Source organism: Streptomyces sp. NPDC012794 (assembly GCF_042901085.1).
In the GTDB taxonomy this organism is placed as follows: domain Bacteria; phylum Actinomycetota; class Actinomycetes; order Streptomycetales; family Streptomycetaceae; genus Streptomyces.
Map to the genome: position 1 here is coordinate 63,892 of NZ_JBIBCI010000018.1, position 12,826 is coordinate 76,717.

At 73.5% G+C, this 12,826-nt stretch carries 10 protein-coding genes; 8 read left to right on the plus strand and 2 right to left on the minus strand.

Features of this window, described 5'->3' with window-relative positions; all coding sequences use genetic code 11:
• Positions 1 to 6 precede the first annotated feature (6 nt).
• Complete coding sequence (locus ACFY7H_RS27510; protein WP_388943115.1) at positions 7 to 447, minus strand: NUDIX hydrolase; 441 nt, start codon at positions 445 to 447, stop codon at positions 7 to 9.
• Positions 448 to 760: 313 nt separating this feature from the next.
• On the opposite strand from ACFY7H_RS27510, the gene ACFY7H_RS27515 reads away from it, so the two are divergent.
• From ACFY7H_RS27515 to ACFY7H_RS27540, 6 genes are all read left to right on the plus strand, one after another.
• A complete protein-coding gene (locus ACFY7H_RS27515; RefSeq protein ID WP_388943118.1) occupies positions 761 to 1,675 on the plus strand; it encodes a L,D-transpeptidase family protein in 915 nt (304 codons plus the stop codon).
• A gap of 112 nt (positions 1,676 to 1,787) precedes the next feature.
• Entirely contained in the window at positions 1,788 to 2,735 is a 948-nt protein-coding gene (locus tag ACFY7H_RS27520) for a TIGR03619 family F420-dependent LLM class oxidoreductase (RefSeq protein WP_388943121.1), read from the plus strand.
• A 15-nt stretch (positions 2,736 to 2,750) separates the two neighbouring features.
• Positions 2,751 to 3,548, plus strand: coding sequence for an SDR family NAD(P)-dependent oxidoreductase (locus tag ACFY7H_RS27525; RefSeq protein ID WP_388943125.1), 798 nt, complete (start codon positions 2,751 to 2,753; stop codon positions 3,546 to 3,548).
• Positions 3,549 to 3,668: 120 nt separating this feature from the next.
• Positions 3,669 to 4,802 carry an LLM class flavin-dependent oxidoreductase gene (locus tag ACFY7H_RS27530; RefSeq protein WP_388943305.1) on the plus strand — a complete coding sequence of 378 codons (1,134 nt, stop codon included), beginning with the start codon at positions 3,669 to 3,671 and terminating at the stop codon, positions 4,800 to 4,802.
• A gap of 424 nt (positions 4,803 to 5,226) precedes the next feature.
• Complete coding sequence (locus tag ACFY7H_RS27535) at positions 5,227 to 6,963, plus strand: amidohydrolase family protein (RefSeq protein WP_388943129.1); 1,737 nt, start codon at positions 5,227 to 5,229, stop codon at positions 6,961 to 6,963.
• Positions 6,960 to 8,417, plus strand: a complete 1,458-nt coding sequence (locus tag ACFY7H_RS27540) for an aldehyde dehydrogenase family protein (protein WP_388943132.1) — start codon at positions 6,960 to 6,962, stop codon at positions 8,415 to 8,417. Before ACFY7H_RS27535 ends, ACFY7H_RS27540 begins: the two co-directional genes overlap by 4 nt.
• A 140-nt stretch (positions 8,418 to 8,557) precedes the next feature.
• Here ACFY7H_RS27540 and ACFY7H_RS27545 read toward each other — a convergent pair whose 3' ends face one another.
• Positions 8,558 to 10,435, minus strand: a complete 1,878-nt coding sequence (locus ACFY7H_RS27545) for a hypothetical protein (RefSeq protein WP_388943135.1) — start codon at positions 10,433 to 10,435, stop codon at positions 8,558 to 8,560.
• A gap of 354 nt (positions 10,436 to 10,789) precedes the next feature.
• Between ACFY7H_RS27545 and ACFY7H_RS27550 the strand changes: the two genes are divergently transcribed.
• Both ACFY7H_RS27550 and ACFY7H_RS27555 read left to right on the plus strand, forming a co-directional pair.
• Positions 10,790 to 12,355, plus strand: coding sequence for an APC family permease (locus tag ACFY7H_RS27550; RefSeq protein ID WP_388943138.1), 1,566 nt, complete (start codon positions 10,790 to 10,792; stop codon positions 12,353 to 12,355).
• 162 nt (positions 12,356 to 12,517) lie between these two features.
• On the plus strand, positions 12,518 to 12,814 hold the full coding sequence (locus ACFY7H_RS27555) for a hypothetical protein (protein WP_388943140.1): 297 nt from the start codon (positions 12,518 to 12,520) through the stop codon (positions 12,812 to 12,814).
• The last annotated feature ends 12 nt before the right edge of the window (positions 12,815 to 12,826 follow it).

Here is a 12,826-nt window from a genome sequence, read left to right on the forward strand (position 1 = left end):
TGCGGTTCAGGCGAGCAGCCCCAGGTGCACCGGTTCGGCGGGGGTGCGGGCGAGCAGTTCGGGCAGGCGCGGGGGCCAGAGCGGTTCGCCGAGGCCGGCGAGGCGTTCCGGGGAGAGCCACTGCCAGTGGATGCCGGGGGCTTCGAGGACCGGCTCGCGGCGGGGGCCCGTGGTGACGTAGATGTGCTCGTGCTGGCGGACCGGGACGCCCTGGTGGGTGAAGTCGTGCTCCCAGGTGCACAGCAGCCGCTGCGGCTCCAGGTCGGTCCACCCGGTCTCCTCGCGCAGCTCGCGCCGCACGCACTCCTCCGGGGTCTCGCCCGGGTCCATCCCGCCGCCCGGGGGCAGCCAGTGGATGCCGACTTCGACGTTGTTCTCGCGGAACAGGAACACCGATCCGCTGGGGGAGAGGACGACAATGCGGGCTGCCTGGCGCGGAGTTCTCATCAGATCAGAGTAAGTCGGGCGGTACCGGGGCGGGAGGGGTCGGAGGAGTGCAGGCGTGCCGGAGTGCCGGGCCGCGGTGCGCCGCTCCGCCGGCCCCCCCCGTGATGGTTCCGCTTCCGCTCCGGCGTCGCCCCCGCCCCGGGCCGGGCCGACGCCGGGCCGGCGCCACGCCGACGGTGACGGGCACCGGGCCGCCGGCGGAGCCCGGCGGCGACCCGGTGCCCGGCGGCGGCGTCCGTTTTCCCGCGCCGCACGGTGCGCGGCGTACCGCCGTTCGCGGGGAACGATGATCACCTGATGTACCTTCGGGTGGATGAGCAAGCACGCCCGAGCCGGCTCCCGCTTCCGGACCGGTGGCCCTACGCCGTCCCGTACGGGCCGCCGCGCGGCCGAACGCCGACGTTCCGCTTCGGCCGCCCGCCCGCCGAAGGCCCTGATCGCCGTGGCCGTCCTCGGCCTGCTGACCTTCGCCGCCGGCTGGGTGCACGCCCTGCACGAGCAGCCCGGTGCGCCCGTCCCGGCGGCCCGTTCGGACGCCCGCCCCCAGGGCCCGGCCGCCCAGGGGGTCCGCCCCCAGGCCGCCCCCGCGCAGGGCGTCCCCGCCCACGCCACCCGAGGCACCCCCCGCGCGGACGCGCTCCACGGCCTCCCGGAGTCCCTCAGCGCGGCGACCCGTGCCCGGATCCCGGCGAGCGCCCGCCAGCTGGTGCTGGTCACCGGCAAGGCGAAGGACTCCTCGGACTCCACCGTCACCTTCTTCCAGCGGACCGCCCCGGGCGCCGACTGGACCGCCGCCGGACACTGGCCGGCCCGCAACGGCGCCAAGGGCTGGTCGACCGAGCGCGAGTACGGGGACCTGACCTCCCCGCAGGGCGTGTTCTCCCTGACCGACGCGGGCGGGCTGCTGCCGGCCCCGCCCGGCACGAAACTCCCGTACGACCAGGACGAGGGTTTCGTCCCGTCGGGCCGGGGCGTGAACGGCGAGTCCCTGGACGGTTCCTTCGACTACGTCGTGGCCATCGACTACAACCGCCGCAAGGGGGTCTCCCCGCTCGACCCGGGCATGCCGGAGGGCGAGGACAAGGGCGGCAACATCTGGCTCCACGTGGACCACGACGGCCCTTCCCAGGGCTGCGTCGGCCTCCCCAAGGAGGCGATGAAGCAGCTGCTGCGGACCCTGGACCCGGCGGCGAAGCCGGTCATCGCCATGGGTCCCGCCGGGTTCTGAGCCCGCCCGCACCGAAGCCGCACGCACCCCTTGCCTGACGGGTCGTCAGCTACGACGATGGCCCGGCACCGCACGACGAATCGGCGGCACACGAAGGCGAGGCGGGCCCGGCATGGCACGCGTGTTTCCGGAAGGCCGGCTGGCGTACGGGATGCAGCTCCCCGTCCAGTCGCAGAGCACCCTCTACGCCGAGCCCTGGGAGGCCTCGGCCGGCGCGGCCGACCTCGCCGAGGTGGCCCGCGCCGCCGACCGGGCGGGCTTCGGGTACGTGGCCACCTGCGACCACGTGGCCGTCCCGCGCCGCCTCGCCGGCCCCATGGGCACCGTCTGGTACGACCCGGTGGCCACCCTCGCCTTCCTGGCGGGGATCACCCGGCGGGTGCGGCTGCTGAGCCACGTCGCGATCGTCGGCCTGCGCCACCCCCTGGTCACCGCCAAGCAGTACGCCACCCTCGACCACCTCTCCGGGGGCCGGCTCGTCCTCGGGGTGGGGGCCGGGCACGTCCAAGAGGAGTTCGAGGTGCTCGGCGTCGGCTTCGAGCGCCGGGGGGCCCTCCTCGACGAGAGCCTGGACGCCCTGCGCGCGGCGCTGGGCCCCGAGGAGTACCCGGCGTTCGAGGGGGAGCGGTTCTCCTTCCGCGACCTCGGGCAGCTGCCCCGGCCCGCGCAGGCGCGGATCCCCGTCTGGGTCGGCGGCTCCTCGCCGGCCGCCGTCCGCCGGGCCGCCGTGCGCGGCGACGGCTGGCTCCCGCAGGGGGACCCGCGCGAGCGGATCCCGGGGCAGGTCGCCCGGATCCGCGAGCTGCGGGAGGCGGCCGGGGCCGGGGGGCCCTTCGAGGTCGGCGCGATCACCGAGCCGCTGTACGTGGGCGAGCCGGGCTGGGACACCGGCCGCCGGACCCTGACCGGCAAGGCGGAGGCGCTCGCCGGGTCCCTCCGGGAGTACCGGGCGCTGGGCGTGGACCAGATCCAGGTCCGCTTCCGCAGCCGCGACCGCGCCGAACTCGTGGACCAGATCGCCGCTTTCGGGGCCGAGGTGGCCCCGCTCCTCAACGACTAGTGACCGGGGGGACCCATGGGCAAGCTGGACGGGCGCGTCGTCGTCATCACCGGTGCGGCGCGCGGCCAGGGCGAGCAGGAGGCCCGTCTCTTCGCCGCCGAGGGCGCGCGGGTGCTGCTGGGCGACGTGCTGGACGAGCGGGGCGCCGCCGTCGCCGGGGAGATCGCCGCGGAGGCGGGCGGCGACCGGGCGCGGTACGTACGGCTGGACGTGAGCCGGGAGGAGGACTGGGCGGCCGCCGTGGCGGTGGCGAAGGACGCCTTCGGCCGGGTGGACGGGCTGGTGAACAACGCGGGCATCCTGCGGTTCAACGAGCTGGCCTCGACCCCGCTGGAGGAGTTCCGCCAGGTGATCGAGGTCAACCAGATCGGGGCCTTCCTCGGCATCAGGACGCTCGCCCCGGAGATCGCGGCGGCCGGCGGCGGGACCATCGTCAACACCTCCTCCTGCACCGGCCTGACGGGCATGGCGTACGTGGGCGCGTACGCGGCGACGAAGGCCGCGATCCTGGGTCTGACGCGGGTGGCCGCGCTGGAGCTGGCCGCGAAGAACATCCGGGTCAACGCCATGTGCCCGGGCGCGGTGGACACCCCGATGGCGAACCCGGGTCTGCTGGACCCGGCCGGGGTGACGGACGGGGCCAGGGAGGCGATGGCCGGGCTGTACGAGCGGGTGGTCCCGCTGGGCCGGGTGGGGCGGCCGGAGGAGATCGCGAAGCTGGCCCTCTTCCTGACCGGCGAGGACTCCTCCTACATCACGGGCCAGCCGTTCGTGGTGGACGGCGGCTGGACGGCCGGGGTGAGCCTCCCCTGAACCTTTCTGACGGTACGTCAGACCAGGCCCTGCGGCTCTCTTGACGGTCCCGCCCCGGCGGTGGAACAGTCGGACCATCAAATCTGACGATACGTCAGAAACCTAAGGACGGTGACCCCCTTGGAATTCGGGCTCTTCGTGCAGGGATACGTGCCTGAGGCGCGTTCCAAGGTCGACCCCGAGGCGGAGCACAAGGCGCTGCTCGAGGAGACCCAGTACGTCATCCAGGCCGACAAGTCCGGCTTCAAGTACGCCTGGGCCTCGGAGCACCACTTCCTGGAGGAGTACTCCCACCTCTCCGCCAACGAGGTCTTCCTCGGCTACCTCGCCGCCGCCACCGAACGCATCCACCTCGGCTCCGGCATCTTCAACCCGCTCGCCCCGGTCAACCACCCGGTGAAGGTGGCCGAGAAGGTCACCATGCTCGACCACCTCTCCAAGGGCCGCTTCGAGTTCGGCACGGGCCGCGGCGCGGGCAGCCACGAGATCCTCGGCTTCCTCCCCGGCATCACGGACATGAACCACACCAAGGAGATCTGGGAGGAGACCATCGCGGAGTTCCCCAAGATGTTCCTCCAGGAGGAGTACGAGGGCTTCCAGGGCAAGCACTGGTCACTGCCGCCGCGCAAGATATTCCCCAAGCCGTACGGCAAGGCCCACCCCGCCATGTGGTACGCCGCCGGCTCCCCCTCCTCGTACGCGATGGCGGCGAAGAAGGGCCTCGGGGTGCTGGGCTTCAGCGTCCAGAAGGTCTCCGACATGGAATGGGTCCTGGAGCAGTACAAGACGGCGATCCAGGAGGCGAAGGCGATCGGGGCCTTTGTGAACGACAACGTGATGGTCACCTCGACCGCGATCTGCGCCGAGACGCACGACAAGGCGGTGGAGATCGCGGTCAACGCGAACATGAACCGCTTCCAGTCGCTGGTCTTCCGCTACCACGACACCTTCCCGCGGCCGGAAGCGATCCCGCAGTGGCCCGAGACCCTGCCCGAGTACAACGCGGAGATCATCGAGCTGCTCATCGCGGAGGAGCTGCTGATCTGCGGCGACCCGTCGGAGGTGCGGGCCCAGTGCGAGCGCTGGGAGCGGGCGGGCGCGGACCAGCTGTCCTTCGGCCTGCCGACGGGCGTCTCGTACGAGGACACGATGACGACGATCAAGCTGATCGGTGAACACGTCATCCCCCACATCGACACCGACCCCGTCCACCGCACGACCCGCTTCCGCGAGTCCGCCCCGCCGATTTCCTGACGCGCCGCTCGCACGGCTCGGCCGCGGGCGGCCTTACCGGCATCGCACCGCTGCGCCGGACTCCGTCCGGCGGGTGCGGGGCGGGGAGGGGCCACGGGCCGGGCCGCCCACCGGGCGGCGGGTCCGAATCCGGCGCCGCACACCCAGCCCCGCCGGCGTTTGAGGCGCGGGGCTCTTGGGGGCGGAGCCCCCAAGAGGGGTCCGGGCACAGCCCGGGGAACGGAGGAAGGGCGGGTAGGGGACAGCCCCGCAGGCCTGCCCCGCCCTGGGTCGGCCCCACCCGCAGCCCGCTCGGAAAGCGGAACACCCACGCCGGGAGGCGGCCCGGGCAGCGGGACGGCCCGCCGGGGGACCGGACGGCCAACCGGCCGGGAGACCCCGCCCGGCGGGACAGGGAGCACGTCACACCAGGAGGGGAACCGTCATGCTCGACCACCTCATCCGCGGAGCGACCGTCGTCGACGGCACCGGCGCCCCCGCGTACACCGCGGACGTCGGCATTCAGGGCGGCCGGATCGCCCTCATCGCGGCGCCCGGCACCGCAGCGCGGGCCCGCACCAGCGAGGACGCCACCGGCCTCGTCCTCACACCCGGCTTCATCGACCCGCACACCCACTACGACGCCCAGCTCTTCTGGGACCCCTACGCCACCCCCTCCATGAACCACGGCGTCACCACCGTCGCCGGCGGCAACTGCGGTTTCACCCTCGCCCCCCTCAACCCCGCCCGTCCCGAGGACGCCGACTACACCCGCCGCATGATGAGCAAGGTCGAGGGCATGGCCCTCGCGGCCCTCGAGGAAGGCGTCGACTGGACCTGGTCCACCTTCGGCGAATACCTCGACGCCCTCGAAGGCCGCATCGCCGTCAACGCCGGCTTCATGGTCGGCCACTGCGCCCTGCGCCGCCACGTCATGGGCGAGGACGCCGTCGGCGGACAGCCCACCCCCGAGCAGCTGCGGCAGATGACCGGCCTCCTCCACGAGGCCATGGCCGCCGGCGCCTGGGGGCTGTCCACCACCCAGTCCTCCACCCACTCCGACGGCGCCGGCGCCCCCGTGGCCTCCCGGCACGCGAAACCCGCGGAGCTCCTCGCGCTCTCCCGCGCCGTCGGCGAACACGAGGGCACCCAGCTCGAAGCCATCGTCGCCGGCTGCCTCGACCAGTTCTCCGACGAGGAGATCGACCTCTTCGTCGCCATGAGCGCCGCCGCCGGCCGGCCCCTCAACTGGAACGTCCTCACCATCGACGCCGCCGTCCCCGAACGCGTCCCGCGCCAGCTGGTCCCCAGCGAGCGCGCCCGCCGGTCCGGCGGCCGGATCGTCGCGCTGACCATGCCGATCCTCACCCCCATGAACATGTCCCTCGGCACGTTCTGCGCCCTCAACCTCATCCCAGGCTGGGGCGAGGTCCTCGCACTGCCCGTCCCCGAGCGGATCACGAAGCTGCGCGACCCCGGCGTCCGCGCCGCGATGCTGCGCCGCGCCGGCAGCAAGGAGGCGGGCGTCTTCCGGCGCCTGGCCGACTTCGGCCGCTACGTCATCGGTGACACGTACAGCAAGGAGAACGCGGGCCTCTCCGGACGGGTCGTCGGCGACATCGCCGCCGAGCGCGGGCAGGACCCCTTCCAGTGCCTCGTCGAGATCTGCGCCAACGACGACCTGCGCACCGTCCTGTGGCCCATGCCCACCGACAACGACCCCGCCAGCTGGGCCCTGCGCGCCGAGACCTGGCAGCACGAGGACGTCATGCTCGGCGGCTCCGACGCCGGCGCGCACCTGGACCGCATGTGCGGGGCCCCCTACACGACCCGCTTCCTCGGCGACTGCCTGCGCGGCCGCAGGCTGGTGCCGCTGGAACAGGCGGTACGGATGCTCACCGACGACCCGGCCCGGCTGTTCGGGCTGCGCGAACGCGGCCGGATCGCCGAGGGCTTCCACGCGGACCTGGTCCTCTTCGACCCCGAGCGGATCGACGCGGGCCCGGCGACCCTCGTCCACGACCTGCCCGGCGACAGCCCGCGGCTGGACGCGCGGGCCGTCGGCGTGGTCTCCGTACGCGTCAACGGCGTGGAGACCATCCGCGACGACCGGGTGACGGGCGCGGTCCCCGGGACCGTGCTCCGGTCCGGCCGCGACACGAGGACGGTGAGCACCCGATGACGCGCCTCTACATCGGCGGCGAGTGGGTCGAGCCCGACGGCGGCCACTACGAGGTGGTCGACCCGGCCGACGAGTCCGTGGTCGGCCTGGCCCCCGAGGCCTCGCGCGCCCAGGTCGAGGAGGCGGCCCGCGCCGCCGCCGGCGCCTTCGGCACGTGGTCCCGTACGCCCCCCGAGGAGCGCGCGGCGGTCCTCGACCGCGCGGCGGACGTCATGCGGCGCGAGTTCGAACCGTGGGCGGCCCTCGCGCGGGCGGAGACGGGCGCCCCGACGGGCATCGCACGCGGGATGCAGGTCGGCGTCGGGATGTCCCGCTTCCGGCGCTACGCCAAGGGCGCCCTGGAACCGGTGGAGAGGGGACTCCCGCCCCAGGTCACCGAGGCGGGGCCGATGGGCGCGGCGAGCGTGCTGGGCGCGCTGGAGGTGCGCCAGCCGGTCGGGGTGGTCACCTGCATCACCTCGTACAACAACCCGTGGGCGAACGCGGCGGGCAAGGTCGCCCCGGCCCTGGCCATGGGCAACACGGTGGTGGTCAAGCCGGCGCCGCAGGACCCGCTGTCGGTGTTCAAGATGGCCGAGGCGCTGCACGAGGCGGGCGTCCCGGCGGGGGTGGTGAACGTGGTCTCGGGGACCTCGGTGGAGGTCGGCGAGGCGGCGGTGGACTCCCCGTACGTGGACATGGTGTCCTTCACCGGCTCCACGGGCGTCGGACAGCGCATCGCCGAGGTCTGCGGGCGGTCCATGAAGCGGCAGCTGATGGAGCTGGGCGGCAAGGGCGCGGCGATCGTCCTCCAGGACGCCGACCTGGACGCGGCGGTGCGGGGGATCGGCACCACCTTCTCCTTCTACAGCGGCCAGATCTGCACCGCGCCCACCCGGGTGATCGTCCACCGCTCGGTGTACGGGCCGCTGGTGGAGAAGCTGCGCGGCTACCTGGCGTACATGAAGGTCGGCGACCCGAAAGAGCGGGACACGGTCGTCGGCCCGGTGATCTCGGCGGCGCACCGCGACCGCGTGGAGTCGTACGTGGAGCTGGGCCGCAAGGAGGGCGCGCGGATCGCGTACGGCGGGGAACGCCCGGTGGTCGGCGACGGCCGCGGCTTCTACGCGGCGCCGACGCTGCTGGTCGACTGCACCAGCGACATGCGGGTGGTGCGGGAGGAGATCTTCGGGCCGGTCGTGGTGGTGGTCCCGTTCGACGGGGACGAGGAGGAGGCGGTCCGGCTGGCGAACGACAGCGACTTCGGCCTGCTGAGCTACGTGTGGTCCGCGGACGTCGCCCGCGCCTTCCGGGTGGCGCGGGCGCTGCGCTCGGGCGGGGTCGGGGTCAACACGGTCGGCCGCAACATGGAGGCCCCGTTCGGCGGGTTCAAAAGGTCGGGGGTCGGGCGGGACGTGGGCTCGTACGCGCTGCACGCGTACAGCGAGGTGCAGTCGCTGGTCTGGACGACCTGAGCCGTCCCCGGGGCCCGAAGCCCCGGGGACCGGTGGGTCAGAGCTTGGTGAAGCACATGGTGTGATCGAACCCGCGGGACGCCGTGCGCTGGATGCCGTAGTCGAACTTCGGCCCGCACTTCATGCCCTCGCCGTGAGGACTAGCTTCGCTGCGGCCGGGTGTAGCCGAGGGACTCGGCCGGCTCCCGGTCCCCGCCCACTACCGTCGCGTACGTCTTGGGGTCGGTGCTCTCCAGCCGCCGCACCGCCGCTTCGGCCTGTGCCCCGGCCGGGCGGCCGTCGTCGGGCAGCCGCCACTCGAAGATCAGGCTCGGGCCGTTCCCCTCGTCCGGTCCCGGCGGGGCCGGGACGGCCGGGGCGGGCCTGTGGAGGAAGGTCACCCGCACGGTGTCCGGGTCGCGCCATCCGGTGGCGGCCCGCATCCGCTGGATGCCCCAGCGGGCCGTCAGCTCGGGCCGTTCCCGCAGGGCCGCCGTGATCCGCCGGGCGGTGCAGCGGGCCGGCCAGGACCAGGAGCGGTCCTCCCGGGCCCGCCGGAGCTCCGCTTCGTAGGCGGCGGCGTCGAAGCGCAGCTCGGGCGGGGGCGGTCCGGCCGCTCCGCGCCAGCCGCCCCAGACGACCTCGTCGCCGTCGAGGCGGACCGTCACGTACAGGGCGCCGCAGCAGCCCTCGGTGCAGTCCGCCTCGGCGAGCTGCACCTCGCGCGGCTCGGGCCCGGCGCGCAGGGCGCCGCTGTCGAGCAGGTACTCGGGCGGGTGGGCCGGGCCCTTGCCGAAGAGGGACGGTACGAGGGGCCGGCCGTCGATGAGGATCCGCGTCTCGACGGCGGGGGATTCGGCGGGGTCCTCCACCACCACCTCGACGCGCAGGGGCGAGGGGGACGCGGGGCCGCGGAAGGGGCGCGGGCGGTTGCGGCGGAGCCAGTCGGCGCGGCGGGGGTCCTCCTCCCCGGAGGGCGGGGCGGCCGCCCGCAGGTGCCGTCCGAGGAGGGCGAGCTGTGCTTCCCGTTCCCCGGCCGGCCAGTCGAGCAGTGCGCCCGGGCCGCTGTGCAGGTCGAGGGCGAGGGAGAGCAGGAGGGCCTGGTGGCCGAGGTCCGGGGCCGGCCGGCCCGCCCGGGCGATCACCGTCCGGTACGCCTCCACCGCCGGGCCGTAGTCGAGGACGTCGGCCCGGGCGTCGCGCTGACCGGCCATGGCGTGCAGCAGCCGCCCGGCGGCCGTGACCAGCCCGGCGTCGTCGGGGCGGGCGCGCAGGAGCTCGTCGAGCCGGGCGGCCTCGGCGATCCGCCGGGCCTGCCAGCGGACCACCGCGTGCCGCTCCGGGGAGGTGGCGAGGGCGACGAGCGCGTCCCGTACGGACGTGCCGCCGGGCCCGGCCGGCCCGTCGGGTGCGCCCCCGTCGCGGCGGGCTTCGTGGGCCGCGACCGCCTGGATGAACGGGGTGATCCCCTCGTCGCGGCTGCGGCCGGCCAGGGACAGCAGGGCGGCCGCCTGCCGGTCGAGGGGGTCGAGTGCGGCCGCGGCCGGCAACCGCAGCCCGGACAGCAGTCCGAGGGCCTTGAGGCAGGGCACGTCCTCGGGTTCTCCGAGGCGGATCAGCAGGGCCAGGCCGACGCCGACGGCGGCGGGGCTGGTTCCGGTGCGGGTCAGCCGTCGGGCGGTGAGCCGGGCAGCCGTCTCGTCGGTCAGCGGCAGCCGGGTGACGGCCGCGCGGAGGGTGCGGTCCGGCAGCGGGAGCCGGGCGACCGCGAGGTGGACGGCTTCGGCGGCCCGCACCGGGTCCGGGCCGGCGAGCAGCGCGGCGAGGGCGGCGGTGACTTCCTCCCGGGCCTGGTTCCAGCGGAGTCCGGGGCGGGAGGGGGGTGAGAGCGGCGGGCCGTCGGGGGCGTGGGCCGGGGCGGGGAGGGCGTAGCCGCGGCGGGGGAAGCCGCCGTCGGGTTCGATGCCCTGGCGGAACAGGGCGTAGTCGTACAGGGAGGGTCCGGGAGTGAGCGGCGTCCGCTCGTCGCGGGCGCTCAACGGGCGGGGTGGGACTCGATTCCGTAGGTCATGCCGGCAGCCTGCCAGGCGTCGTCACGGGCCGTCCAGCGGTTTTCACCGCGCGCAGTCGTTTGGGGCTCTGCGGGGGGTTCCGGAGGGGCCGAAAATTGCCACGGGTAAGTTTTGAAACGGACATAACGGGCACTCCTGCGGTTTCCGCATTCTGGAACTCGCGTCTCGGCGCCTCTTGAATCGCGGATGGGTGCGCGTGGGGGCCTTGTATTGCGAGTTCGTGAACGGTGTCGATCTTGTCAATCCAAGGGATTTAGGCCTGTGAATTACCGGACTTAAGTCTTCCGGAAGAGGAAACCGCAGCATCTAACGTCCTGACCCATGACACAGATGGAGACCCGGCCTCAGGTCGGAGACACGGTAAGCGGCGTCGCCGAGGGCGACGCCGGAGTTCGCGGCAAGGGCCTCGGCAAGGGCTCCGTCGGCCTGGTGGGCAGCGCCGTCATCGGCATCTCCACCGTCGCCCCCGTCTACTGCCTGACCTCCACCCTCGGCTCCACCGCCGGCGAGGTCGGCGTCCAGATGCCGGCGGTCTTCCTGGCCGGCTTCCTCCCCATGCTCCTGGTGGCCTTCGCCTACCGCGAGCTCAACAAGGCCATGCCGGACTGCGGCACCTCGTTCACCTGGACCGTCAAGGCCTTCGGCCCCCGGATCGGCTGGATGTGCGGATGGGGCCTGGTGATCGCCACGATCATCGTGCTCTCCAACCTCGCGGGCGTCGCCACCTCCTACTTCTGGCTGCTGGCCGGCGAGATCACCGGGAACCCGTCGGTCGCCGCCCTGGACGGCAACAAGCTCGTCCACATCGCCACCTGCCTGACGCTGATCGCCGTCGCGACCGCCATCAGCTACCGCGGCATGACCGCCACCAAGGGCGTCCAGTACGCCCTGGTCGGCCTCCAGCTCGCCGTACTGGTGATCTTCGTCGCGATGGCCCTCCAGAAGGCCTCCGCCGGCACCTTCGACACCGGCATGGACTTCTCCTGGCAGTGGATGAACCCCTTCGCGGTCGAGTCCATGGCGGCCTTCACCGCCGGACTCTCCCTCTCGATCTTCATGTACTGGGGCTGGGACGCCTGCCTGGCCACCAACGAGGAGACCACCGGATCCGCCAAGACCCCCGGCCGCGCCTCCCTCATCGCGATGGTCGTCCTGGTCGGCTCCTACCTGGCCACCGGCATCGCCGCCCAGATGGCCGTCGGCTCCGGCGCCGAAGGACTCGGCCTCGCCAACGAGGAGACCTCCGGCAACGTCTTCGCCGCCCTCGCCGGCCCCGTCATGGGCCCCGCGCTCGGCATCCTGCTCTTCGTCGCGGTGCTCGCCTCCGCCGCCGCCTCGCTGCAGACCACCTTCATCCCGGTGGCGCGCACCGTCCTGGCCATGTCCGCGTACGAAGCCCTGCCGCCCTCGTACGCCAAGGTCCACCCGAAGTTCAAGACCCCGGGCCGCGCCACCGTCATGGCGGGCATCGCGACCGGCGCCTTCTACACGGTGATGACCCTGGTCAGCGAGAACGTCCTCACCGACACGATCTTCGCGCTCGGCCTCATGATCTGCTTCTACTACTCCCTGACCGCCTTCGCCTGCACCTGGTACTTCCGCGGCGACCTGCGCCGCTCCGCGCGGGACCTGTTCTTCAAGGGCGTCTTCCCGGTCCTGGGCGGCCTGCTCCTCGCCGCGGTCTTCTGCAAGACCCTGGTGGACGCCTGGGACCCCGCGTACGGCTCCGGGTCCGACGTGCTCGGTGTCGGCAGCGTCTTCGTCATCGGCGTCGGCCTGCTGGCCCTGGGCCTGGTCATCATGCTCATCACCGAGCGCCGCAGCCCGGCCTTCTTCCGCGGCGAGGTCCTGACGAAGTCCACGCCGGCCCTGGTGGTGCAGGACTGACCGCTGGTCCTGATTCCCCGCTGTGTCATAGCCGTCGGCCCCGGATCGATCCCCCGATCCGGGGCCGACGGCGTACCCGGGGCCGGGTCATCCGATGCGCGGAACGGGCGGGGCCGGCGGTGACCCGGGGTGCCGGGTGTCGTTGGGCGGGGCATGAAGGCAATGAAGCGCACCCTTTCCGTCCTGGCCCTCACCGGCGGGGCCGCACTCGCACTCACCCCCCTCACCGCGCACGCCGCTGACGGAGCCGACGGGGCCACCCTCGGAGGACAGCCGCCCCTCAAGCGCGTCGTCGACATCGTCGACCACCCCGGCCAGGCCGTGACGGACGCCAAGACCGCCATCGCCGTAACCGGCGCCGCCGCCAGCGGCGCGGCGAAGTCCACCAACACCTCCCTCGCGGGAGCCGGCGACGCCCTGGACGCGGGCGTACCGGACGCGCCGAAGGTGAAGGGGTAGCCGGACGGCTCC

Bases quoted from the DNA above. Each gene is read 5' to 3' on its own strand.
- ACFY7H_RS27510 (WP_388943115.1), bottom strand. From the start codon at position 447: ATGAGAACTCCGCGCCAGGCAGCCCGCATTGTCGTCCTCTCCCCCAGC.
- ACFY7H_RS27515 (WP_388943118.1), top strand. From the start codon at position 761: ATGAGCAAGCACGCCCGAGCCGGCTCCCGCTTCCGGACCGGTGGCCCT.
- ACFY7H_RS27520 (WP_388943121.1), top strand. From the start codon at position 1,788: ATGGCACGCGTGTTTCCGGAAGGCCGGCTGGCGTACGGGATGCAGCTC.
- ACFY7H_RS27525 (WP_388943125.1), top strand. From the start codon at position 2,751: ATGGGCAAGCTGGACGGGCGCGTCGTCGTCATCACCGGTGCGGCGCGC.
- ACFY7H_RS27535 (WP_388943129.1), top strand. From the start codon at position 5,227: ATGCTCGACCACCTCATCCGCGGAGCGACCGTCGTCGACGGCACCGGC.
- ACFY7H_RS27540 (WP_388943132.1), top strand. From the start codon at position 6,960: ATGACGCGCCTCTACATCGGCGGCGAGTGGGTCGAGCCCGACGGCGGC.
- ACFY7H_RS27550 (WP_388943138.1), top strand. From the start codon at position 10,790: ATGACACAGATGGAGACCCGGCCTCAGGTCGGAGACACGGTAAGCGGC.
- ACFY7H_RS27555 (WP_388943140.1), top strand. From the start codon at position 12,518: ATGAAGCGCACCCTTTCCGTCCTGGCCCTCACCGGCGGGGCCGCACTC.